19 protein-coding genes are annotated in these 22,999 nt (G+C 72.0%); 6 read left to right on the top strand and 13 right to left on the bottom strand.

Annotated features, from left to right (window positions below; genetic code table 11):
• Positions 1-167: 167 nt before the first annotated feature.
• The 9 genes from narI to ACZ53K_RS21630 all read right to left on the bottom strand — a co-directional run bounded on the left by narI (position 168) and on the right by ACZ53K_RS21630 (position 12,908).
• A complete protein-coding gene (gene narI / locus ACZ53K_RS21670; RefSeq protein ID WP_468838948.1) occupies positions 168-869 on the bottom strand; it encodes a respiratory nitrate reductase subunit gamma in 702 nt (233 codons plus the stop codon).
• Positions 866-1,480: a nitrate reductase molybdenum cofactor assembly chaperone gene (gene narJ / locus ACZ53K_RS21665; RefSeq protein ID WP_468838945.1), complete on the bottom strand. Its 615-nt coding sequence runs from the start codon at positions 1,478-1,480 to the stop codon at positions 866-868. Before narJ ends, narI begins: the two co-directional genes overlap by 4 nt.
• Positions 1,477-3,078 carry a nitrate reductase subunit beta gene (gene narH, locus ACZ53K_RS21660; RefSeq protein ID WP_468838942.1) on the bottom strand — a complete coding sequence of 534 codons (1,602 nt, stop codon included), beginning with the start codon at positions 3,076-3,078 and terminating at the stop codon, positions 1,477-1,479. The genes narJ and narH overlap by 4 nt, the downstream gene beginning before the upstream one ends.
• Complete coding sequence (locus ACZ53K_RS21655) at positions 3,078-6,764, bottom strand: nitrate reductase subunit alpha (protein ID WP_468838940.1); 3,687 nt, start codon at positions 6,762-6,764, stop codon at positions 3,078-3,080. Before ACZ53K_RS21655 ends, narH begins: the two co-directional genes overlap by 1 nt.
• A gap of 958 nt (positions 6,765-7,722) precedes the next feature.
• Positions 7,723-8,370 carry an acetoacetate decarboxylase family protein gene (locus tag ACZ53K_RS21650; protein ID WP_468838937.1) on the bottom strand — a complete coding sequence of 216 codons (648 nt, stop codon included), beginning with the start codon at positions 8,368-8,370 and terminating at the stop codon, positions 7,723-7,725.
• Positions 8,371-8,630: 260 nt separating this feature from the next.
• Positions 8,631-9,731 carry an aminotransferase-like domain-containing protein gene (locus ACZ53K_RS21645; RefSeq protein WP_468838934.1) on the bottom strand — a complete coding sequence of 367 codons (1,101 nt, stop codon included), beginning with the start codon at positions 9,729-9,731 and terminating at the stop codon, positions 8,631-8,633.
• Between the two features lie 90 nt (positions 9,732-9,821).
• Positions 9,822-10,943, bottom strand: a complete 1,122-nt coding sequence (locus tag ACZ53K_RS21640; protein WP_468838931.1) for an alpha-hydroxy acid oxidase — start codon at positions 10,941-10,943, stop codon at positions 9,822-9,824.
• Positions 10,944-11,093: 150 nt separating this feature from the next.
• Complete coding sequence (locus tag ACZ53K_RS21635) at positions 11,094-11,861, bottom strand: TSUP family transporter (protein WP_468838928.1); 768 nt, start codon at positions 11,859-11,861, stop codon at positions 11,094-11,096.
• Positions 11,862-11,918: 57 nt separating this feature from the next.
• A complete protein-coding gene (locus tag ACZ53K_RS21630) occupies positions 11,919-12,908 on the bottom strand; it encodes a TauD/TfdA family dioxygenase (protein ID WP_468838925.1) in 990 nt (329 codons plus the stop codon).
• 673 nt (positions 12,909-13,581) lie between these two features.
• Between ACZ53K_RS21630 and ACZ53K_RS21625 the strand changes: the two genes are divergently transcribed.
• Positions 13,582-13,944 (top strand): STAS domain-containing protein, encoded by a 363-nt coding sequence (locus tag ACZ53K_RS21625; RefSeq protein WP_468838923.1) that lies wholly within the window; start codon positions 13,582-13,584, stop codon positions 13,942-13,944.
• A 72-nt stretch (positions 13,945-14,016) separates the two neighbouring features.
• Complete coding sequence (locus tag ACZ53K_RS21620; protein WP_468838920.1) at positions 14,017-14,985, top strand: DUF5995 family protein; 969 nt, start codon at positions 14,017-14,019, stop codon at positions 14,983-14,985.
• Here ACZ53K_RS21620 and ACZ53K_RS21615 read toward each other — a convergent pair.
• From ACZ53K_RS21615 to ACZ53K_RS21605, 3 genes are read right to left on the bottom strand one after another with little or no spacing between them, the layout of a single operon-like run.
• Entirely contained in the window at positions 14,957-15,487 is a 531-nt protein-coding gene (locus ACZ53K_RS21615) for a hypothetical protein (protein WP_468838918.1), read from the bottom strand. The genes ACZ53K_RS21620 and ACZ53K_RS21615 overlap by 29 nt on opposite strands.
• The gene (locus tag ACZ53K_RS21610) at positions 15,468-16,778 is read right to left on the bottom strand and encodes a phenylacetate--CoA ligase family protein (protein WP_468838915.1); all 1,311 of its coding nucleotides are present in this window, start codon (positions 16,776-16,778) and stop codon (positions 15,468-15,470) included. Before ACZ53K_RS21610 ends, ACZ53K_RS21615 begins: the two co-directional genes overlap by 20 nt.
• Entirely contained in the window at positions 16,775-18,025 is a 1,251-nt protein-coding gene (locus ACZ53K_RS21605; protein WP_468838913.1) for an FAD-dependent monooxygenase, read from the bottom strand. Before ACZ53K_RS21605 ends, ACZ53K_RS21610 begins: the two co-directional genes overlap by 4 nt.
• 412 nt (positions 18,026-18,437) lie before the next feature.
• Here ACZ53K_RS21605 and ACZ53K_RS21600 point away from each other — a divergent pair, with 412 nt between their 5' ends.
• On the top strand, positions 18,438-18,965 hold the full coding sequence (locus ACZ53K_RS21600) for an LppU/SCO3897 family protein (RefSeq protein WP_468838911.1): 528 nt from the start codon (positions 18,438-18,440) through the stop codon (positions 18,963-18,965).
• Here the strand turns inward: ACZ53K_RS21600 and ACZ53K_RS21595 are convergent.
• A complete protein-coding gene (locus ACZ53K_RS21595; RefSeq protein WP_468838909.1) occupies positions 18,955-19,836 on the bottom strand; it encodes a LysR family transcriptional regulator in 882 nt (293 codons plus the stop codon). The genes ACZ53K_RS21600 and ACZ53K_RS21595 overlap by 11 nt on opposite strands.
• Before the next feature lie 215 nt (positions 19,837-20,051).
• Between ACZ53K_RS21595 and ACZ53K_RS21590 the strand changes: the two genes are divergently transcribed.
• The 3 genes from ACZ53K_RS21590 (at position 20,052) to ACZ53K_RS21580 (ending at position 22,909) form a co-directional block, all read left to right on the top strand.
• Entirely contained in the window at positions 20,052-21,026 is a 975-nt protein-coding gene (locus ACZ53K_RS21590) for an MBL fold metallo-hydrolase (RefSeq protein ID WP_468838908.1), read from the top strand.
• A gap of 114 nt (positions 21,027-21,140) precedes the next feature.
• Positions 21,141-22,109: an ATP-grasp domain-containing protein gene (locus ACZ53K_RS21585; protein WP_468838905.1), complete on the top strand. Its 969-nt coding sequence runs from the start codon at positions 21,141-21,143 to the stop codon at positions 22,107-22,109.
• Complete coding sequence (locus ACZ53K_RS21580; protein WP_468838902.1) at positions 22,106-22,909, top strand: ATP-grasp domain-containing protein; 804 nt, start codon at positions 22,106-22,108, stop codon at positions 22,907-22,909. The genes ACZ53K_RS21585 and ACZ53K_RS21580 overlap by 4 nt, the downstream gene beginning before the upstream one ends.
• Positions 22,910-22,999 lie beyond the last annotated feature (90 nt).

The raw sequence follows: 22,999 nt of genomic DNA, 5'->3' as shown, positions 1-22,999 counted from the left end.
CCGACGGGCCGGGGTCGCCGTCCTGTGGGCCGCGCTCCGGGAGTGCGCCCGGCGTGCACGTCTTGCCGTAATCGTGGTGAAAAGCCTCATTGTGAACGGTGTACCCGTCTGACCCGTACCGAACCGCCGTCACCACCCCGGTGCGCCTCGGACAGGCGTCCGCTCCCTCACCGGCGGACGTCTGTCCGAGACGCACCGCGCGACCGGTAGACGAGGTACGGGCGGAACAGGTGGCCGACCGGCGCGGTGAAGGCGTGCACGAGACGGCTGAAGGGCCAGAGCGCGAACAGCGCCATGCCCAGGAGGGCGTGGAGCTGGTAGACCAGTGGCGCGTGCGCCATGACCGGCACGTCCGGGGCGAAGGTGAACAGGGAGCGGAACCAGACGGCGACGCCCTGCCGGTAGTCGTACGGATGAGCGCTGGTGGTGGTGGCGGTGGCGGCCAGCCCGGCGATCAGAGTCGCGGCGAGCAGCGGGTGCAGGACACGGTCGGTGCGCAGGGTGGCGGCGCGCACCGCGGGAACGCGGAGCCGCCGGTAGATCAGCACGGCCAGGCCCGCCGTCGTGACCAGCCCGGCGACGCCCCCGACCGCGAGGGCGTTGGCGTGATAGAGCCACTCGTGGATGTGCACGCGTTCGGTGAACGTCTCGGGGATGAGCAGACCGGTGAGATGGCCCGCGACGACGAAGAGCAGACCGTAGTGGAACAGCGGCGAGCCGATGCGCAGCAGGGTGCTCTCGTGCAGCTGGCTGGAGTGGCTGGTGAAGCCGAAGCGGTCGTAGCGGTAGCGCCAGGCGGTGCCCGCGACGAGCAGGGTCGTGACGAGGTAGGGCAGCACGCCCCACAGCGCGGTGTGCAGAGGGTTCACCGTCGGGCTCCTCGGGGCTCGGAGCCGGGGAACGGGTTCAGGCCCACGGTCTCCACGGGTGGGGGCCCGGTACGGGCCAGGCGGCGGGCGGCGGCCCGGTCGGCGGGGCGTGGCCCGGGCAGGGTGCGGCAGACGGCGTCGAGGACGTCGCTGTACGGGCTGCGGTGGTCTTCCAGGGCGAGGCGCAGCAGCTCCAGGGCGGCCCTGTGCTCACGCAGCAGGCCGCGTCCGGCGGCAGGGGCGCGGGCGGCGAATTCCAGCATCAGGGGCAGGTGGTCGGGCAGTTCGTCCGGGGCCGGCTGCCAGCCGCCGGCGCGGTAGCACGCCTTGAGCCGGGCGAGGGTGGCGCCGCGCCGCCGGGTGTCGCCGTCGGTGTAGTACGTCAGGTGCAGGGTGCGGCGGGGGCTGCGGTCGAAGGTGGCGACGTACCGCGCGGCGAGCGCCAGCGGGGGCACGTCCTGTACGCGGTCGCAGAACCGCAGCAGGAGACCGGCCGGTGCGCCCATGGCCGGACGCAGGGCCGCGCGCACACTGTGGTGCCGGGCGGGCCAGTCCGGTCCGGGGTAGGTCAGGAGCAGGGACGCGGCCTGGTGGACCAGAGGGGTGCTCATGCGTCTCCTCGCCGGCGGGGGAAGAGGCCGTCGGGGTGTCCGCGGCCGTTCCAGTTCAGGAGGTTCACCCGGTCCCGCAGCGAGGCGCCCGCGTGTTCGGCCGGCGGCGGCGCGGCGGGCGGAGCGTGGAAGCCCTCCGGGGCGTACATGCCGGGCGCGCCTTCGCCGTCCAGGCTGCAGCCGTCGTTCATGCCGTCGTGGCCGGTTGCGGTGTAGCCGGTCGGGATGACGTACCGCTCCTCGTACTTGGCCACGGCCAGCAGCCGGTACATGGCCTCCAAGGACGCCGTGGTCATGCCCGCCGAGGCGGCGATCGCCGGGTCCTGCTCCTCGCCGAGATTGGCGCGCCGCATGTGCGCGCGCATCGCGGCCAGCCGGCACAGGGCGGCCTCCACCGGCGCCGTGTCGCCCGCCGTGAACAGGTGGGCCAGATACTCCAGCGGGATCCGCAGCGCGTCGATGGCGGCGAACAGCTTGGCCGGGTCCTCGCCGTCGTGCCCGGTGGCGGTCAGCGACTCCACCACCGGCGACAGTGGGGGCACGTACCAGACCATGGGCATCGTGCGGTACTCCGGGTGCAGCGGCAGCGCCACCCGGTAGGTGCTGATCAGTGCGTGGACCGGTGAGTTGCGGGCCGCGGTGACCCAGTCGTGCGGGATGCCGGCGGCCTCGGCGGCGCGGGCGACCTCGGGGTCGCGGGGGTCGAGGAAGCAGGAGAGCTGGGCCTCGTACAGGTCCTGCTCGTCGGGGGTGGCGGCGGCCTCGCCGACCCGGTCCGCGTCGTAGAGGACGACACCGAGGTAGCGCAGCCGTCCCACGCACGTCTCGGAGCACACGGTGGGCAGGCCTGCCTCCAGGCGCGGGTAGCACAGGGTGCACTTCTCGGCCTTGCCGGTGCGGTGGTTGAAGTAGACCTTCTTGTACGGGCAGCCGGTCACGCACATCCGCCAGCCGCGGCAGCGGTCCTGGTCGACGAGGACGATGCCGTCCTCGATGCGCTTGTAGAGGGCGCCGGACGGGCACACGGCCACGCACGACGGGTTGAGGCAGTGCTCGCAGATCCGCGGCAGGTAGAACATGAACGCCTGCTCGTACTCCAGGCGCACCTGTTCGTTCATCTTCTTCAGCACCGGATCGCCGGCGAGGTGTGCGGGCCCGCCGCCGAGGTCGTCGTCCCAGTTCGGGCCGCCGGTGACGGCGGTGGGCCGGCCGTCGGTCAGGGAGCGGGGCGGCGCGGTGGGTACGTCGTCGCCGAGCGGTGCGGTGGTGAGGATCTCGTAGTCGTACGTCCACGGCTGGTAGTACGCGTCCAGTGTGGGCAGCCGGGGGTTGGCGAACAGCCGGGCCAGGCGGCGGGCCCGGCCGCCGCTGCGCGGCACGAGCCGGCCGTGCTTGCGCTGCCAGCCGCCCTGCCAGACGTCCTGGTCCTCGTAGCCGCGCGGATAGCCCTGGCCGGGCCTGGTCTCGACGTTGTTGAACCACACGTACTCGGTGCCGGAACGGTTCGTCCAGGTCTGTTTGCAGGTGACCGAGCAGGTGTGGCAGCCGATGCACTTGTCGAGATTCATGACCATCGCGATCTGTGCCATGACGCGCATCAGTAGCTGACCTCCTGGGAGCGGCGGCGGATGGTGGTGACCGCGTCGCGCTGGTTGCCGGTGGGACCGTAGTAATTGGGGGCGAAGGACAGCTGGGCGTGGCCGCCGATGAGATGGGTGGGTTTGATCATGAGCCGGGTCAGCGCGTTGTGGACACCGCCACGCCGCCCGGTGGTCTGCGACATCGGCACGTTCACCAGGCGCTCCTGCACGTGGTACATGAACACCGTGCCGGGCGGCATCCGGTGCGAGACGACCGCCCGGGCCACCACCACACCATGGGCGTTGACCGCCTCGATCCAGTCGTTGTCCGCCACCCCGACGGCCTCGGCGTCCGCCACGCTCATCCAGATCACCGGCCCGCCGCGGGCCAGGGTCTGCATCAGCAGGTTCTCCTGGTACTCGGAGTGGATGGACCACTTGGAGTGCGGTGTCACATAGCGCACGGTCACCGACTGCCCCTCGGACGCCCCGGGCCGCGGCAGTTCGCCGAGCGCGGCCAGGTCCAGCGGCGGCCGGTAGACGGGCAGCTGTTCACCGAACTCGGCGATCCACTCGTGGTCGAGGTAGAAGTGCTGGCGGCCGGTCAGGGTGTGCCATGGCTTGCCGTGCTCGGTGTTGATCGTGAACGGCGCGTAGCGGCGCTCCGGCCCCTCCTTGCCCGACCACTCGAAGCTCGCCGAGACCTGCACCGGGCGGGCCTGGGTGTCGGAGAAGACGACGCGCCGCTCGGCGACCGAATCGCCGAGGGCCGTAAGCCGGCTGTCCGGGCCGCAGCGTTCGGCGAGGCGCGCGAAGCCTTCGGCGGCCAGCCGTCCGTTGGTGGTGCCGGAGAGGGCGAGGATCGCCTCGCACAGTTTCACGTCCGTGTCGAGCAGCGGCCGGCCGCGCGCCGCGCCGTCGGCCGCCGTACCGCAGCGCCGGGCGAGCCAGTCCGTCTCCGGGCCGGCCTGGACGGTGACGCCCTTGACGGTCATGCCCTGCTCCCGCGGCAGCGGGCCGAGTGCCGCCAGCCGGTCGGCGAGCGCGGTGTAGTCCCGCTCCACGAGCGTGAACCGCGGAGCCGTCGGCCCCGGCGGCGGCGCCTCGCCGGCCGCCGTGTCGTGCTGGAGGGCCGTGGCCACCAGGTCGCAGGCACCGTCCAGACGCCCGGCGGCCAGCCGGCTCACCTCCCGGGCCAGCCCGTGGAAGATCTCGAAGTCGGTACGGGCCTGCCAGGGCGGGCTGATCGCGGGGGAGAAGGCGTGCACGTACGGGTGCATGTCCGTGCTGGACAGGTCGTGCTTCTCGTACCAGGTCGCGGCCGGCAGCACGAGATCGGCGAACAGCGTGGTGGAGGTCATACGGAAGTCCAGCGCCAGCAGCAGGTCGAGCTTGCCGCGCGGCGCCTCGGCACGCCAGGTGACGTCCCTCGGGCGCACCTCCGGCGGTGCTTCCTCGGCGTTCGCGTTGTCGTCGGCGCCCAGCAGATGGCCCAGGAAGTACTCGTTGCCCTTGGCCGAGGAACCGATCAGGTTCGCCCGCCACACCGTCAGCACGCGCGGCCAGTTGGCCGGCGCGTCCGGGTCCTCGCAGGCGTAGGAGAGCCGTCCGGCGTCCAGCTCGTCGGCGACCCACCGGCCGGGGCCCGCTTCCGCGCCGTCCCGGCGGATGCGCCGGCCGAGGTCCAGCGGGTTGGCGTCGAAGGTGGGATACGACGGCATCCAGCCCCGCCGGACCGAGCGGGCCACCAGGTCTGCGGTGTGCTGCCCGGCGAACAGGCCCCGGCCGGCCGGGGAGGCGAGCGCGTCGGCCGGGGCCCGGTCGTGCCGCCACTGGCCGGTGTGCAGATACCAATACGGCGTGCCGGCCATCTGCCGGGACGGGCGCACCCAGTCGGCGGCCGTGGACAGCTGCTGCCAGCCCGTGTACGGCCGCACCTTCTCCTGGCCCACGTAGTGCGCCCAGCCGCCGCCGTTGACGCCCTGACACCCCGTCAGCAGCAGCAGGGACAGGAAGGACCGGTAAATGGTGTCCGAATGAAACCAGTGGTTGGTGCCCGCGCCCATCACGATCATGCAGCGGCCCCGGGTCTGCTCCGCCGTACGCGCGAACTCCCGCGCCGCCCGCACCGCGGCCCGCGCGGACACCGACGTAAGGGTCTCCTGCCACGCCGGGGTGCACGGCACGTCCGCGTCCTCGTACGAGCCGGGCCACTGCCCGCCCAGACCGGGGCGCCCCACCCCGTACTGGGCCAGCAGCAGATCGAAGACCGTGGTGACCAGCCGCCCGCCGACGCGCAGGGCCGGAACCTCCCGTTCCAGCGTGCCCCGCTCCTGGTCGAAACGCGGCAGCACCACCCGCGCCGCGGTCGCGTCCGGCCGCCCGTACAGGCTCAGCCGCGGATCGATCCCGCCCAGGTCCAGGTTCCAGCGCCCCTGGCCGCCCTCGCGCCAGCGGTCGCCCAGCGTCCCGCCCGGTACGGCCGGGGCACCGGTGACCGCGTCGAGGAGAACGGGCATCCACCGCCGGGCCTCCGCGTCGGCGTCCGTGGCCAGTCCGGTGTCCTGCGCCGTGACGAACGGCCCCGGCACCACCCGGACCGCCCCGCCGTCGCCGCTCGTTCCGTGCTCCTCCAGCCCGACGAGGAACGGCAGGTCCGTGAAGCGCTTCACATAGTCGGTGAAGTACGGCACCTGCCGGTCCACGAAGCACTCGCGCAGGATCACATGACCCATCGCCATGGCCAGCGCGCCGTCCGTGCCCGGGTGCGGGTGCAGCCACTCGTCGGCGAACTTCGTCGCGTCCGCGTAGTCGGGGGAGACCACCACGACCTTCTGACCGCGGTAACGCGCCTCGGCCATCCAGTGGGCGTCCGGGGTCCGGGTCACCGGCACGTTGGAACCCCACAGCATCAGGTACGCCGCGTCCCACCAGTCACCCGACTCCGGTACGTCGGTCTGGTCGCCGAAGACCTGCGGCGAGGCGATCGGCAGGTCCGCGTACCAGTCGTAGAACGACAGCATCGGCGCGCCCAGCAGCGACATGAACCGGGCGCCGACCGCGTGCGAGGCCATCGACATCGCCGGAATCGGCGAGAACCCCGCGATCCGGTCCGGACCGTGCTCCAGCAGGGTGTGTACGTGGGCGGCGGCCGCGATCTCCAGCGCCTCCTCCCAGCCCACCCGCACCAGCCCGCCCTTGCCGCGCGCCCGCTGGTAGCGCCGCCGCCGGTCCGGGTCGCCGGTGATCTCCGCCCAGGCCGCCACCGGGTCCCCGAGCCGGTCCCGCGCCTCTCGGTACATCTCCACCAGCACCCCGCGGGCATACGGGTGGCGCACCCGGGTGGGCGAGTACGTGTACCAGGAAAAGGACGCCCCGCGCGGGCAGCCCCGGGGCTCGTACTCCGGACGGTCCGGGCCCGTCGTCGGGTAATCCGTCGCCTGGGTCTCCCAAGTGATGAGCCCGTCCTTGACGAATACCTGCCACGAACACGATCCGGTGCAATTCACCCCGTGCGTCGATCGCACCACCTTGTCGTGGGCCCACCGCTCCCGGTAAGGCGCGTCGTTCACCCTCTGGTCCGTACGGAAAACCGCCCGCCCGTCCGCCGAAACCGGCGCCCGGCTGAGCAGCCGGCCGGCCGCCATGAGCCGCTCGGCCGCATCCGCGGCGGCACGCTGCGCCTTCGCCCTGCCACGCCACATACGAGGGCTCCTCCTGGGGCCGTGTGGCGGACTCGCTCGGCACGCCACTCCACGAAACGCCCTCAGATTCGCCCCGTCGCGGGCTAAAAGAGGGACGCTTTTTCGCCAGTTGGCCAGCTTTGGGAGTTATTTTCCCCGTGCTTTGCCGTGGTTGCCCGGGGGATACCTGAATGACACGTTCTCGTGTTCGACAAAGGGGCGAAGGGGGCGTCGCGGCCGGTTACGGCCGGGGATCCCCGGCCGCCCCGGGGACCGCCCATCCGTCGGCGCCCGGAGGTTCCATGTCGCCGCTGTCCAGGGTCGCCGCGTAATGGATCCGGCCCGGGCGGCGGTCCGCCGGTACCGCGTAGGTGACCTTGCCGCGCGCGCACTCGCCGGCCCGAACCTGCGTTTCGACGGGGAACCGGGGTTGTGGAAATTCGTCAGGTGCCGTCTCGGACGGCGGAACGGATTCTCCGTCACGGAGAATGAGATTCCAGTCGGAGTCGGCGGCGGCCACACTCCCCAATTCCGCACACACCTCTACGTCAAGCGTGGCCCGTACGGAGCTGCCCTTCCCCTCTTCACCGGCCGCCGATTTCTTCCCGGCCGTCATTCCGCCGCCGCCCGTTGACGACTGCCGGTAGCTGAGAACCTTCACCGTGCCGCGCCCGGTACCGTCCTTGCGCCGCCAGTCCAATGAGCGGCCGACGGGCAGAAGCGCAGGGGATGTTGTCTCACCAGTCGGCGTGCTCTTGGCTCCCTCCGAAGGGCCACCGCCGGAAGATGCCGAAGGCGGGACAGGGCTGCTGCAAGCGCTGAGAGCCGCCGCGATCAGCAGCATGGGTAACAGCGGATGGATTCTGCGCATGACTTCTCCATGAGTGGCATCCGGGTAAAACTCGTACGGTCATCTTCACACTTGGGTTTCCCGGAAACCGGACAACAGGAGAATCACGAAACGGCCGACCGCCGGGGCTCAGGCGACCGGTGGCGCGGGATGCAGCGACGGTGCGGACATGAGCATGTTGAACGATGCCGCGCCGAGCCCGAGACGGGTGCCGGACCGGCGGAGCGCGGGCAGCCTCGCGGGCCACTCCTCCACGCGTACCGAAGCGGCCGAAGGACGGGCCGTGAACCGGGCGGTGAACACCGTCCGCGCCCCGTCGAGAGTCCCGAAGCCGGTCATGGGCAAGGGAAGACGGGGGAACGACGGGCCCCTGGCCGACAGGTGCAGGCCGGCGACGAGCCCCCGCTCGTCGGTCACGCGGACCCGTGGCCCGTCCCAGCGGAACTCGGCCGGCTGCTTGGGCACTCCCCAGATACGGCGGCCACCCCACAGCGCCCGCTCGTCGTCGACCCAGATCCAGTGCACGTACAGGCCCACCCGGCGGCCGCGGCGCGCGGGTGTACCGACGATCAGCTCGTCGTAGCCGAGGGTCCCCTCGCGGTACCGGATGACGAAAACGGCGAGCGAGCGGCGCGTCAAGGGCGAGAGGAAGGGTGAGAGGTCCGGGGGAGGGGCCGGGACCGGCTCCGCGGCGGCGAAGAGACCACCCCACAGGTGCCCCTTCATGCGCCAGGGCGGCGGTGGGTCGGGGCCCGGGGCCGTGCCGGAACCGGTCAACTTTGTACCTTGTCCCCTTCTTCCGGCTCGTCGTCGCGCTCTCCCTGCGCCTGGGAGGGGGCGAGGTGCGTCCTCGCGGCCTCGTCCGCGCGTGGCGGCGCGCCGTTCAGCGGTCTGCGGGCTCGCCGAGTACCCGTATCGATCCCCCGCAAACGCCTGCATTTCGGCCGGAAGCCCCCGGCCGCCCCGGTGAGCCGATCACCGGGGCGACCAGGGGCGCCGTGAGATGTTCCGTTCCGAAGCCCGTCCGGCCCCGCCGGTCAGCCCTTCGACGCCACCGCCGCCAGCCGCTCGACGCCGGCGGCGAACTCGTCCGGCTCGAAGGACTGGAACGGCAGCCGCAGGAAGACCCGGCCCTCCGGCGGCGCCGCGTCACCCGGGTAGAAGCCCGAACCCCGGGTCAGCTTCAGGCTGTCGGCCGCCGCGGCCTTCAGGAAGGTGGCCTCGTCCGTGGCGACGGGCAGGTGCACGCTCACGTAGTAGCCGCCGTGCGGCACGGCGAGGAGCGCGTCCTCACCCAGCAGTTCGCGCACGGCCTTGACCGCGCCGTCGTGCCGGGGACCGAGCAGTTCGCGGGTCCGCGCCACGTTCTCCTGGGCCAGGCCCGCTGCCAGCGCGTTCGCGGCGACCGCCTGCAGGAGCGGGGCGGGCGAGAGGTAGGTGCCCTCGGCGAGAGCGGCCAGGGCGCCGAGCGTGGCGGGCTCGCCGATGACGTAACCGACCCGCAGCCCCGGGCTCAGGATCTTGCTCAGTGAACCCATCGTCAGCACCCGCCCCGCGGGCGCCAGCTCGAAGAAGCCGGTGGGAGCCTCGCCGCCGTACCGCAGCTCCCGGTAGGGGATGTCCTCCAGGATCAGGAAGTCATGGGTCTCGGCGAGCTGTACGAGGCGGCGGCGCTTGGCCTCACTCATGGTGACGCCGCTCGGGTTCTGGAAGTCCGGGATGACGTAGACGAGCGCGGGGACCCGCGTCGCCAGCCGGGCTTCGAGAGCGTCCAGGTCCAGGCCGTCGGACCGGAGGGTGATGCCGGAGACCTGCCCGCCGTGCCGTTCGAAGATCTGCACCGCGCGGTCGTAGGTGGGAGCCTCCACGTACACGTCCTTGCGGTCGCCCGCCAGGAGGTGCGCGGCGAGCAGGTCCAGCGCCTGCAGGGAACCGTTGGTGACGAAGATCCGGTCGGCGTCGACCGAGTGGAAGGCCGCGATCTGCTCGCGCAGGGCCGCGTCCCCCGTGTGGTTGCCGATCGGCGCGTACTGGAACACCCGGTCCGCACTGTCCCGCAGGACGGCGGCGGTGTGCTCGGCGAGCTGCCGCGAGGGGATCGCTTCCTGCGGGGGGATGCCACGCGAGAAGTGGAACATCGTGGGACTCCGTTCTCGGAAAGTCGTGAGGTCGTCAAGTCGTCATGCGGATATACGGGGTGGGGAGGGGGTCTCGGGCGGGCGGACTGCTCAGGCCGCCCCGGCCCCAGCGCCGATTCCCACTCCCAGGCCGGCCCCTGCCCTGGTCACGAAGTGCGGCCCCAGCTCGTCGACGTCGGACGCGCCGAGCTGCCGGAGGGTGTCCTCGATCTCCCGGCGCAGGAGCCGCAGCACCGCCTCGACCCCCTCGCGCCCGGCGACGCTGAGGCCCCACAGATACGGCCGCCCCAGGCAGACCGCGTCGGCACCGAGGGCGAGGGCCTTGACGACATGGACGCCGGAGCGGACACCGCCGTCGACCAGTACGGCACACTGGCCGTCGACCTCGGCCGCGACCTCGCTCAGGGCGACCACACTGGGTACCGCCCCGTCCAGCTGCCGCCCGCCGTGGTTGGAGACGATGACGCCGTCCGCGCCGCTGTCGATGCAGCGCCGCGCGTCATCGGCCCGCAGTACGCCCTTCACCAGCAGGGGCAGCCGGGTCCGGGCCCGTATCCACAGCAGGTCTTCCCAGCTCAGCGGCAGCCGGTCGATACGGGCGCCGGCCGGGACCTCGCCCTCCAGGATGCCGAGCGCGCGCAGCGTCCCGAAGTCCACGTGCGCGGGGGTGGCGAACCCGGCGCGCTGGGCGTGCACCCGCAGCGCGGCGTGGCTGGCGTCCACGGTGACGACCAGGGCCGAGGCACCGGCGGTCTCGGCCATGTCGATCGTCGCGGCGATGTCGTCGCGCGACCGGTAGCCGTACAGCTGGAACCAACTGGCCCCACCGGACGACTTGGCGATCTCGGGGAAGGGGACATGGCTGTCCGTGCTGACGACGGGGACGATCCCGGCCGCCTCGGCGGCGAGGGAGGTGGCGATCTCCGCGTCCTCGTGCAGCAGCCGCTGCGGACTCGTCGGCGCGAGCAGGACGGGCATCGCCAAGCGGTGCCCGAGGACGGTCACTTCCGTGCGGGGCTCGGTCTCCGTGCTGGCGAGGACTCTTGGCCGGAGCCAGATGTCGTCGAACGCCGCGATGTTGGCACGGACGGTGCGGTCGGTACCGGCGCCGCCGGCGACGTACGCGCGGCAGCCCTCGTCGAGCACCGCGTCGGCGGCGGCCTCGAAGTCCGGCAGGGTCAGTAATGCGTCGAGATTCCGTACGGTGTCCATGGTGGCGTCTCCGGTCTCTCGTGCCGTGTGTGGCGGATGTGTTCTCGCGTGGTTCCCATCAAGTGCTGGACGTGCTGGACGTGCGGACGTACAGGTCGTGCTGGATGCGCGAGGCGTGCCGTAGAGCACCCGCCCCCCGGGGCCCTCACCTCAGGCGAACTGATCGAACGCCATCTTCGTCACCATGCCGATCACCACGAGCACCAGCACGGTCCGGACGAAGCCGGAGCCCTTCTTCAGGGCCATGCGCGAACCGATCAGCGCGCCGGTCACGTTGCCCACGGCCATCCCGAGCCCGAGCGCCCACAGCACGTTCCCCTGGAGCGCGAAGACCAGCAGGGCACCGAGGTTGGACGAGGCGTTGATGACCTTCGACATCGCCGCGCTCTCCAGGAACTGCGTGGCCAGGAGCGTGGTGAAGGAGATGATGAGGAAGGTGCCCACGCCGGGCCCGAACAGCCCGTCGTAGAAACCGACCACACAGCCGCCGAGGAGTACGGCGGTGACGCGCCGCCGCCGGGTCACCTCGCGGGCCAGCGGCTGGGTGCCGAAGTTCGGCCGCAGCGCCACGAACAGCGCGACGCAGATCAGCAGCACCATGATGACCGGGCGGAAGTACGACGTGGGGACGGTGGCCGCGGACAGGGCGCCGAGTGCGCCGGCCGGTACCGCGCAGGCGGCGGCCGGTACGAGGATCTTCCGGTCCAGGGTGGTGCGCCGCGCGTACATGACGGCGGCGGTCGCCGTGCCCGTGATCGCGGCGATCTTGTTGGTGCCCAGTGCGGTCGCCGGCGGCAGGTGCGGAAAACTGAGCAGCAGTACGGGGATGAGCAGCACCCCGCCCCCGCCGACCACCGCGTCCACCCACCCGGCGGCCACCGCGGCGGTGAGCAGCCCTATGACGTCTATGAAATCCAAGGTATTCCGGTCCTCAGTGCAAGGGGCGTCGCGATCGCAGGGGGGAGGGTGCGGTGCTCAGAGCACGCCCTGGATCTGCTCCATCGGGGGAATGACGCGCTGACGGGGCATCATGTGCTGCGTCCAGCCGAGGATGGAGCGTACGGAGTAGAAGCGGCGCAGCCAGCGGTCCCGGCCGTCGTACCGCGGGACGAACGCGCTCCGGCCGTGCGCCGCCACGTGGTTGTCGACCACGACGAGGTCACCGGGCTCCAGTACGACGTTGTGGCAGACCGCTTCCAGGGCTTCGGCCAACGCCTTCAGCGCCGCGGTCGCCTCCGCGCCGGCGGCGTGCGTGGTGTGCGAGTTGAAGCGCAGGAACGGCCGGTCGTACGGGCCGAAGACGGCGGGGTGCGGGCCGGAGCGCGGCACCGGGCCGGTCCTGCCCCGGGTGAAGGACGCCGGGTAGGAGCTGTAGAACTGCGGGGTGCGCAGCACCGCCACCTGCTCGTCGGTCAGGTGCCGGACGGCTTCGCGTATCGAGGCCACGCGGGTGGCGGCGACGCCTTCGTGGTCCTGGCGCAGGCACAGCAGGCCCAGGTAGTCGGGGCGCAGCGGGTGGTGGACGTTCTCGGTGTGGAAGTCGAAGGCCACCGAGCCGCTGTTCTCGATGCGCTGCTCCTCGCCGGGCACGGCGTGCACGTCGTGGAGCAGCGCTCCGTCCTTCTCGTCCTGGTAGCCGACGAGCGAGCCGAGCAGGTCGGCGACGAGGGTGAGGGTGCCGTCGGTGGGGTGGCCCTGGAGGGCGCCGGAGTGATGGGTGGTGGGGGTGTCCGGGAGGTCTCCGACGGTGAGTCCGCGCAGCAGCAGGAACCCCGAGTCGCCGCTGGTGCCGGCGAATTCGAGCAGTGCGGTGCGCACGGGTTTCGGCAGATCGAGAAGTAGACCGGAAAGCGCCAGCGCGGATGCGTCCGAGGCGCCGGCGGCGAGCTGGGAGAGCCGCCAGAGCTTGTGTGTTTCGGCCTCGGTCAGGCGGTGGCTCTGCTGTTCGGCGAGTGCGGGGGTCACCGTGTCTCCTCGTTCGTGTGTGCTGCGTTCGCGTTGCGTTCTCAGGCCGCGCAAGGGCACGGGCCCGGCCGGCAGGCTTCGGAAAACATGCGCACGTACAAAGGGTGGGCGGGTGATGTGTCGCCCACTATGAGCCGAAAGGAGGGAATGAGACGGAATTTCGCGGTAACAGTAGAGACCGCCTTTCCGGCCTGTCAACGAAAGGTTCCGGTCATCGTGGAGCGCTATTGAGACGGGGTCGGGCGACCGCACTTGCCCGTACATGGCATGGTTGGGTCTTTACGTCGGCTTTGCTCGCTGTAGAGGTTGTAGAGGACATGTGAGGGTCCTGTGGTGGGTGTCGGAACTGCGGCGAGAGCGCCCCGCGGGGCGTTATATGACTCCGTCTCACCCACTGGACACCTTCGGCGCGGCCGAGTTGCGGCCCCTGATTCACGCCACCGCGAGCACATCACTTTTGGCCATCGCGTGGACAACCGGCCATCCAGGATGACCAGAATGTTGCTCTGGCCCCTCCGTGGGGCGCGCGGGCCGCCCGGGGGCTGTCGCGCAGGCGGCGTTATGCTCGGCGACCAGGGGTTGATCGGCTTCCTCGCCGCCGGCCCGGCGTGACGGCCACCGTGAAGGCGATACCGTCGCCCTCCTCGCAACCCCGGAGGCCGGAGAACCGACCGTGCACGACACCTTTCACCTGACGACCCGGCGCGCCGAAGGCGACCTCGCCCTGGCCGCCCTCGCCGGCGACCTGGACCTGACCACCGCTCCCGCCCTGCGCGCCGGAGCCCTCGAACTCATCGGACGGGGCCACCGCCACCTGGTCCTGGACCTGGCGGCCGTCGACTTCTGCGACTCCTCCGGCTTCAACGCCCTGGTGGCGATCTGGCGCTGCGCGAAGGAGGCGGGCGGCACCCTCAGCCTGGCCGCCGTCTCCGGCCGGCTCGCACGGCTGCTGCACATCACCGGGCTCGACACCCTGCTGCCCGCCTACCCCACCGCGGCCGAAGCCCTCGCCGCACACCGCGACGCCACGCCGTGACCCACGCCGGGCCGGGTCGTTCCGTAGACGGGGGGAGTGCATGAGGGAGCGGTGACAAGGAGGCGGGGGTCCATGGCCCGAACGCGCGGCGCATTCTTCAAGCTGTCCACCGTGGTACTGGCAGGGGCGGCGCTCGCGACCGGAGGGCCGGCGCTCGCCGTACCGCCGCCGCGTGCCGACGCCCGGCGTCTGTCCTGCGAGGGGCCGGTGGTCGGATGCGTGCAAGCAGCACGCCGGGTCCTGACCACGGTCCGCGACGAGCTGGGGTGCGATCACCGGGCACCCTTTCCGGTGATCTACGTCCACCTCGAACGCGGCCTGGAGGCCGCCGCAGCCAAACCGGGTGCGTTCGACGACCCGGCCTGGCTGGCCGGAGATCTCAACACCGGTTTCGTCCGGCTGTATCTGGACGCCTACCACGCGGACCGCAAGGGGCGCGCCGTCCCGCAGGCGTGGAAGACGGCGTTCGACGCCGCACGCACGGGTGATGTGAACGCGGGCCAGGACGTCCTGCTCGGCGCCAACGCCCATATCCAGCGCGACATGCCCTATGTGCTGGCCGCCCTCGGTCTCACCCGCCCCGGCGGAGCCTCACGCAAGGCTGACTACAACCGTTTCCAGACGGTCCTGGACCGTGCCTACGCGCCCGCCGTCCAGGAGATCGCCCGCCATTACGATCCGGTGCTGGCCCTGGCGGACGAGCGGTGGAACCCCATCGCCGGTTACACCGCCGGCCGGCTTTTCCGTATGTGGCGGGAACAGGCGTGGGCGCACGCTCGACAGCTCGCCGCGGCCACCACCCCGGCCGCCCGCGACCGCGCCGTACGGCGGATCGAGTCGAACGCGGCCCGGTGGGCGCAGCTGCTGAACACCGTCCACGTACCCGGATACCGCGGAGTGCGCGACGCGTACTGCCGGGCCCACCACCGCGGCGGGGCGGAACGCGGCCGCCCGGTGGGCCGGATGGGACCGGCCGAAGGCGCCGGCGCGACCCGCCCGGCGGGTCAGGTGCTCATGCCACCCCCACGACCGCCGGGTTGAACCGTTCCGCCACATACACCGGATACCGGTCCGGGCTCCTGATCACGTACTCCTTGAAGGCGCACCGGCCAAAGCCCGGCGCCTCGGGCGTGCGCGCGACACCGCAGCGCAGCAGTTCGCGGTGGAGCGCGCGCCGTTCCTCGCGCAGCCGCATACCCAGAGGCGTCGGATCCGTCGGCGGCGGCAGCTGGCCCGACGCGGCCACCGCGGAGACGACGCGGTTGCGGCTGACCGGCCGCCCCATGGGGTCGACGAGCTCGGACAGCCGCTCCAGGAGCCGGGGCATCCGCTCGGCCGCCAGGGCCCGGCGGACCTTGGGCGGCACCGTCGCCGTATCCACCACCCGCTGTTCGACGACCCGCACCCGCAGCGGCATGCCGAGCAGCGCTTCGAGCATGACCGTCGTCGCGCCGTCCCCGGTCAGGAGTATGCGGGTGGCGGACGGGAGCGCGGCGAGGCCGTACCCGGCGGCGGGGAACGCGTCAGTAGTAGAGGAGACCACGGGACCAGTCCTCGTCGGGGCCGAAAAGGCTGCGGGGCTTCAGTACGTCTCCCGGCGCGGACAGCACCTCGACGGGCATCAGCGTGCCCGGCGGCACGGGAGCCACCTCGCAGGCCACGCCCAGCTGCGTCCGTACGGCGCCGGACAGCTCGGCGCAGGCGGCCGCGGCATGCGCGTCCGCCACCTCCACCTCGACGACGAGCCGTTGCGCCTCGGCCCGCGCCCGCCAGAACAGCACGCCATACGCTGCGGGCAGGCGGAACACCAGCTCTTCCAGCCCGACCTGGGAAACCCGCCGCCCGGCGACCTCGAACGCCTGGGACGCGCGCCCCGCGAGCCGGATGACGGGAAGCCAGCTGCCGCACGGGCACGGCTCGTGGCTCAGCTGGACCTGGTCCTCCAGGTTGTAGCGGAGCAGCGGCATGGCCTCGCGGTACAACGGGGTGATGACGAGGTCACCGGTGCCGTCCGGAGTGAACTCCCCGGTGGCCGGGTCGAGGATTTCGGGTACGACACGGTCGGCGTAGAAGTGCCGCCGGCCGAAGCGGCAGGCGGAGGCGAGCGGGCCGACCTCGGTGGCGCCGTAGTCCTCGATCACCGACGCGTCCCACAGCTCGCCCAGCCGCGCACGGCGCGCATCGCTCAGCGGCTCGCCGGCGACCAGCAGCGCGCGTAACCGCGGGAAGTCGGTGCGGGGGTCCAGCCCCGCGGCGCGGGCCGCCGCGGCCCAGATGAGCGGCTCGGTGGGGTTGGACCAGGTGAGGGTGACACCGAGGTCGTGCAGCAGCCGGATCACGCGTGCGTACGGGGTGGCGAAGCTGCGGCTGTCGGCGGGCACCACGGTCGCGCCCCGCATCCGGGCGCCGAAGTGGCCGATGTGCCCGGCCAGCACCATGGCGTACGGGATGCGCACCAGCAGGGTGTCGGCGGCGCCGATGCCGGCCGGCATGCGGTTGAAGCGCTCGCCGATGTCCACCCAGTCGTCCTTCGTGCAGAACGAGGACGTCGCCAGGCCCGAACTCCCGCTGGACTCGTGGTAGGTGGCGACCCGCTCCCTCGGCACCGCCAGCATGCCGAACGGGTACGCGGCGCGCAGGTCCGCCTTGGTGGTCACCGGTACGTCGGCGAGGCTGCCCGGCATCGTCCCGCCCTCCCGCAGGCGGAACCGGTCGCGGTAGAAAGGGGAGTTCGCGGCCTGGCGCAGGGTCGTACCGATACGTTCCCGCTGGAGCGCGTGCAGCTGCTCGAAGCCGCTCCACTTGCGGGGTGCGACCGGTCGCGTCAGTGTCATGGTGCTGTCTGCCTCTCCTGTGGTCGTGCAAGGCGGTCCGCGGCTGTCGCGCCGCGGCCGGGACGGTGCCGGCCGGCGGGGCGTCCGTCGTCCAGCAGTGAGAGCGGCATGATCGAGCGGAGTGCGTCGATCCGGGAGCGCCGCAGTTCCTCGTCGGCCGCCAGCCGGCGGAGCGGGACGAGGGCTTCCGTGAGCCGCGCGGGGTCGCGGGAGTCGAAGACGAGCCGTTTCATGTCGGACGCGATCGGCGAGAACCGGGTACGGAACGCCTCGCGGCTGACGTGTGCGTAACGGTCCAGTACGTCCTCATCGCACTGTCCGAGGACGACGGCGGCCAGGGCTTCACCCAGCGGGAAGGCGTCGTGCAGGCCGGCTGTCAGCCCCATGCCGCCGGTCGGGTTGGTGATGTGGGCCGCGTCGCCCGCCAGCAGGACCCGGCCCACACGGAACCGTTCGGCGGTCCGCTGGTGGGCGCGGTACGGGGCATACGCGACCAGTTCGCAGGCCCGCGGGCCGGGAAGAACGCGCGCGAAATAAGCCTCCAGCCGGTGTGGCAGCGTTTCTTCGGAGAGGGAAGCGTCCTCCGTCCAGGCCACCCGCCAGAGGTTTCCGGCGTCGATACGTACGATGATCGCCCCGTCGTCCGGATCGATGAGGAAATTCGCGTCGGCATAACCGTGTGCCGCGAAGTCGTAACGCATATCCGTGGCGACGAAACGCTCCGGCCAGGTAAAGCCTTCGAACTCCACGCCGAGGGATTTCCGTACCGCGCTGCGGGCACCGTCGGCGCCGACGGCCCAGCGCGCCTCCACCTGCCCACGGCCCTGCCCGTGCGCGTAGCCGACGCGGACCGTTTCACCGGTCTGCCGCACTCCGTCGACCGTGCAGCCGAACCGCACCTCGGCGCCCGGGAAGCGGCGCAGCTCTTCGAGGAGAATGCCGCTGAGCACGTCCTGCCGCAGGATCAGGTTGTACGCGGGCGAGGCGGCCGTACCCGGAGCCGGCATCGGATGGCGGATGCGCTCGCCCGTGCGGTGCACCACGAAGTCACGTCCCCGCAGCGGGATGCCGGCGCGCGCGATGGCGTCGAGCACCCGGAGCCGCGCGAAACCCTCCAGCGTGTGGGCCTGGTGCACCAGGGCACGGGAGAAAGCGCCGATTCCCGGAGCGCTCTCCAGGACCGTCACACCGACACCGGCGACCGCCAGCCCCAGGGCGGTGGTGAGACCGACCGGCCCTGCTCCCACGACAATTACGTCCGGATTCCTCGGCCCGGATGACATGGAAGTCCCTTCCGCCGTGCCGGGGCACGGAAACATCGGTGGAGCATTCGAGTCGGCTGCGCCGCATCGGGAAATACGCCGACCCGGCGCAATGCGCGGGAGGGGCGAATGCCGCCGCTGCTGTCGGCGACAAGAGGATCGGAAAACACAAGAAACCTACGGTGCGTTCCGCGGTAATCCAAGGTTCCGTTTTGACGGTTGGACAGGGGGCGCGGGAGGGAGTGGGAGCGGGAAGGGAGTGGGCGGGCCCCGTTTTCGGGGCTCCGGCCCTGACGTCCCCACCGCTGTCCGGCGCGCGTCGCGCATCTCGTAACCTGCTCTACCGGAAGTCGCACCGGCACGCCGGTCAAGAAGCCCGGTAACTGGGGGAATCTCTATGTCCGCTTACTCACCGCCGCCCGGCCAGGGCGGACCCGGCCCGCACAACCCGCCTCCGGGCGCTCCACCCTCGTACGGGCAGCAGCCGGTGTACGGTCAGCAGCCCGGGTACGGGCAGCCGCCGGCGAACGGCCAGCCCACGTGGCAGGCGCCGGTGCCGCAGCCAGGCACCCCGATGTTCACGCCGACGGGACCCGCACGGCGCCCCTGGCTGCGCCCCGTCATCGCCCTAGGCATCATCGCGGTCGCGGGAGGGGGACTCTGGGCACTGAGCGCGCTGACCGACGACGGCAAGCCCGCGGCCGAGGTCGCACGCAAGGCCAAGGTGGGGCAGTGCCTGGAGAACCGCGGCTCCAAGTCCGACCCGGTGCTCTTCACCATCGGCTGCGAGGAGGCCAAGGCCGACTTCAAGCTGGAGGTCAACCCGGGGCCGAACGGCAAGTGCCCGCCGGAACTGGACGAGTACACCGAGCGGGGCCGCAACGTCGGGTACGTCAAACTCTGCCTGTCCCCGCTCAGCCACTGAGGCCGGAGGTCTGACCGGCCTCCTGCTGCGACACCGCGATCCGTACGAAGGAGCGGACGAGCGGCCCGGGGCGGGTGCCTTTCCAGGCGATGACGAGACGACTGGGCGGCATGTCGGCCAACGGGACCGCGACGAGCCCGCCGGGCAGCGGGTGACCCAGCGGAATCAGCCCCACCGTCCCGCTCCACAGCACGGACTGAAGGCACTCGCGGGCCGTCCGCACGACGGGACCGCTTCGGCGGGCGGCCTGCCGGGGAATCCAGAACGCCGTCCACACGGGATCGGTGCCCTCCGGGAAGCGGAACCACGGGCGGTCGGCCAGGTCGTCGAGCCGCAGGCTGCCGCGTCCGGCCAGCGGGTCGTCGGCCCGCAGGACCACACCGACCGGGTCCGAGCGCAGTACGCGGGTGGTGAGGCCGGTGTCGTCGAACGGCGCGCGGGTCAGGGCCACGTCGGCCAGGCCGGCGCGCAGCCCGGCGGCCGGATCGGTCAGGTCGGCCTCGCGGACGCGGATGTGTACGTGGGGGTGCCGGGCCCGGAAGGCGGCGGCGAGCCGGGTGCCGGCCTGCTCGGCGCTGTCGGCCAGCGTGCCGACCGTCAGGGTGGCCGCACCCGCCGCGGCGGCCACCCGGGCGCGTGCCTGGCAGGCCCGGTCCAGGAGCGTACGGGCCTCGTCGAGGAGCACGGCTCCGGCGGGGGTGAGGGCGACCCCGGTGGGGGAGCGGTCCAGCAGCACGCACCCGAGGTCGGCCTCCAGCTGCTGAATGGCCCGGCTCAGCGGGGGCTGGGTCATCCGCAGCCGTACGGCGGCCCTGCCGAAGTGACGTTCCTCGGCGACCGCCACGAAGTAGCGCAGCATGCGTAGCTCCATCCAGCGACGATACCCGTGCGGTATCGGGGTGACGGAATCGGTGTTGGACGCCGCGGGGTGCCGGGCGGTGGACTCGACGCCGTAAGGGAGCTGCCGCCGCACGGCCCGCCGGGTCGGCGGAACGTACCGGCAGACCCCGGATCCGCAGATGCCGGAGAGCTGAGACAGGCGAGAAGGGCGACATGGCAGGGGCTGGGGCAGGCGAAATGGGAGAGATGGACGCCGTGGGAGAGAAGGGTGCCGTGGATGGGGTGGCCGGTACCGGTGAGGCGGAGGGGGTGGGCGAGTTGGCGGGGCGGCCGCTGCCGGAACCCGTCGTGCGCGTCGCGGGGGCCCAGGAGATCGCCCGGGACGTCGTGGTCATCCCCGACCAGGGGGTGCCGCTCGTACCGAACATCGGGATCATCGGCGGCCGGGACGCGGTCCTGGTCGTCGATACCGGCCTGGGCACGGATAACGCGCAAGCGGTACGGGAGTTCGCGATCGACTACGCACGGGGGCGCAAGCTCTACCTGACGACGACGCACTTCCACCCCGAGCACGCCTTCGGGGCGCAGGTCTTCGCCGGCGCGGCGACCTACCTGGTCAACCACGCCCAGGCCACGGACCTGCGGGAGCGGGGGCCGGGCTACCTGGAGATGTTCCGGCAACTGGGCGAGCCGGTCGCATGCCGGCTGGAAGACGTCGTCCCCGCGCGGCCCGACCACGTCTACGACCGGACCCACGACCTCGACCTGGGCGGCCGGGTGGTGCGCCTGCGGGCCACCGGCCGGGCCCACAGCAGGGGCGACCAGGTGATCGACGTACCCGACGTGGACCTGCTCTTCACCGGAGACCTGGTGGAAGCGGGACAGTTCGCCATCTTCCCCTGGTTTCCGCCGCACGACACGGACGTCTCCGGTACCCGCTGGCTCGCGGTCATGCGGCGGCTGGCGGAATGCAGCCCACGGACCGTCGTGCCCGGTCACGGCGAGGTCGGCGGCCCGCAGCTGCTCGCCGATGTGCGCGACTACCTCGAACTGCTCCGGGACGAGACATGGATACGCCGTGGTGCGGAGGTCAGTGAACAGACCATCGTCGAGGAGGTGACGGACCTGATGATCCGGCGGCACCCGCAGTGGGCGGGCCGGGAGTGGATCGGGAAGGGCGTCGGCTGTCTGTGCTCCGAGCACGCCCACGGCGCGTCCTGAGGGGGGCTGCCCGCCCCCCGTCCCGCCACCGGGGACAGCCCGGCCGATGGGCCATGACATCCTGTGATCTCGCTACGCGCGCCGGCCCGGCCCGGCGGATTACAAGGAAGATCGATGAGGCTCTGCTTCCTGGTGGAGGAACACTACCGGCACGACGGAATGCCGAACGAGGTGATCCGTCAGCTGAGAACCTGGGGGCACCAGGTGGACGCGCTGCGGCCGGGCGGCTCCCTGCTGCGCATGACCGAGGCGGTACGGGCGGGCTCCCACGACGCCTGGGTGCTCAAGACGGTCTCCGGCGGCCCGGGGCTCACCCTGCTCGAAGCGGCGGCCTCGGCCGGGATGACGACGGTCAACGACGCCCGGTCGATACGGCGCGTACGGGACAAAGCGCTGGCCGCGGCGATCGGCCGCAGCCGCGGACTCCCCATACCGCCGACCTACGCCGCGGCGCGGCCCGAACTGCTGGCGGAACTCCCGGCGTCGGAGTACCCGCTGGTGGTCAAGCCCGCCGACGGCAGCTCGGGGCGGGCCGTGCACCTGGTGACGTCGCCGGACCGGCTCGCCGCGATGGCCCCCGAACTGGCGCGGGAGGGCATGCTCATCGCCCAGCCGTATGTGGCCAATTCGGGCATCGACCTCAAGGTGTACTGCGTCGGCGGCGAGCTGTACGCCACCGAGCGCTGCTCCCCGCTGCACCCGGAACTCGCCGTACGGGAACGCCGCGTACCGCTGCCGGCCGAGGTGGCCGCGATCGCCGGCCAGGTCGGGGCGGTCTACGGCCTCGACCTGTACGGCGTGGACGTACTGCTGGGGCCGGACGGCCCCATGGTCGTCGACGTGAACGACTTCCCCAGCTTCCGGCAGGTCCCGGACGCGGTGGCGCGGGTGGCGCGAGCCGTACTCGGACTGGCCCGCGCCGGCGGCGAGGCGCCCGCCCCGGCCGCACTGCCCGTCACCGGTCCGCCGGAGCAGCACGGCGCGCTCAGCGGGCCGACGGCGGCGGCCCGCCCGCACCCCACCCAGCCGTCCCAGCCGCCGGCCTCGGTGCACGTTCCGGCGGCGGCGGGGGAGAGCGCATGAAAATCGGTCTGATAACGGGCGATCCCGGCCATCCACTGCTGGCAGCCACCACCGCCCTCCTCACCCCCGAGCACCAAGTGGAGACACTGGACCCGGACCTGGTGGAGGGCACACCCGAGCTGCGTGCCGACGTTCACCTGCTGAAGGCGCGTACGCCACGGGCCCTCGCCCTCGCCCGCGCGCTGGAGGAGCGGGGTGTCCCCGTGGTGAACTCGGCCGCGGCGACCACGCTGTGCCAGGACCGTACGGTGATGGCCGACCGCGCCCGGCGAGCGGGCCTCCCGTTCGTGCGCACCCGTACCTACGGCACGTTCGCGCAATTGGCCGACGGACCGGGCCTCTCCGGACCCGTCGTCGTCAAGAGCCGGCACAGCCGCAAGCAGGACCTGGTCGCCCGCCTCGACAACGACACACACCTGCGCGAACTCGCCGCCACCCGCCCACGGGAGCCGGTCGTGGTCCAGGAGTTCGTCCCGAACAGCGGCTGGGACCACAAACTGTGGGCGATCGGCGACCGGCTCTTCGCCGCCCTGCGCCGCTCCGAACTCTCACCCGAAGGCCGGGGCCCCACCCGGCCGCTCGCCCTCGCCGACCTGCCGCCCGGCTGGCCGGCCATGGTGCGCCGGGTCGGCGAGGTCTTCGCGCTGGACGTCTACGGCGTGGACGTCATCGACGCGGGCGACGGCGCACCGCTCATCGTGGACATCAACGCCTTTCCCGGCATCCGAGGGCAGGCCGGCGCCCCGGAGGCCCTGGCGGCACTGACGCTGCGCCGCGCCACGGAAGCGCGGGTCGCCTAGGGCGCTTCTGATGGATCTCCGCGGCATCGCGACTCCCCCAGCTACCGCTGGGAGGTGCCCCCAGGCACGCACCCTCGCCGCACGGCGCAA

The organism is Streptomyces sp. NPDC033221, from assembly GCF_055577005.1.
Note: the sequence above shows the minus strand (reverse complement) of the source record. Positions and strands in the feature narration are given on the sequence as shown.

Coding starts and splice junctions, on each gene's coding strand:
- narJ (WP_468838945.1), bottom strand. CDS start 1,480: ATGAGCACCCCTCTGGTCCACCAGGCCGCGTCCCTGCTCCTGACCTAC.
- narH (WP_468838942.1), bottom strand. CDS start 3,078: ATGCGCGTCATGGCACAGATCGCGATGGTCATGAATCTCGACAAGTGC.
- ACZ53K_RS21655 (WP_468838940.1), bottom strand. CDS start 6,764: ATGTGGCGTGGCAGGGCGAAGGCGCAGCGTGCCGCCGCGGATGCGGCC.
- ACZ53K_RS21645 (WP_468838934.1), bottom strand. CDS start 9,731: ATGTTCCACTTCTCGCGTGGCATCCCCCCGCAGGAAGCGATCCCCTCG.
- ACZ53K_RS21640 (WP_468838931.1), bottom strand. CDS start 10,943: ATGGACACCGTACGGAATCTCGACGCATTACTGACCCTGCCGGACTTC.
- ACZ53K_RS21620 (WP_468838920.1), top strand. CDS start 14,017: ATGGCCCGAACGCGCGGCGCATTCTTCAAGCTGTCCACCGTGGTACTG.
- ACZ53K_RS21610 (WP_468838915.1), bottom strand. CDS start 16,778: ATGACACTGACGCGACCGGTCGCACCCCGCAAGTGGAGCGGCTTCGAG.
- ACZ53K_RS21600 (WP_468838911.1), top strand. CDS start 18,438: ATGTCCGCTTACTCACCGCCGCCCGGCCAGGGCGGACCCGGCCCGCAC.
- ACZ53K_RS21595 (WP_468838909.1), bottom strand. CDS start 19,836: ATGGAGCTACGCATGCTGCGCTACTTCGTGGCGGTCGCCGAGGAACGT.
- ACZ53K_RS21590 (WP_468838908.1), top strand. CDS start 20,052: ATGGACGCCGTGGGAGAGAAGGGTGCCGTGGATGGGGTGGCCGGTACC.
- ACZ53K_RS21585 (WP_468838905.1), top strand. CDS start 21,141: ATGAGGCTCTGCTTCCTGGTGGAGGAACACTACCGGCACGACGGAATG.
- ACZ53K_RS21580 (WP_468838902.1), top strand. CDS start 22,106: ATGAAAATCGGTCTGATAACGGGCGATCCCGGCCATCCACTGCTGGCA.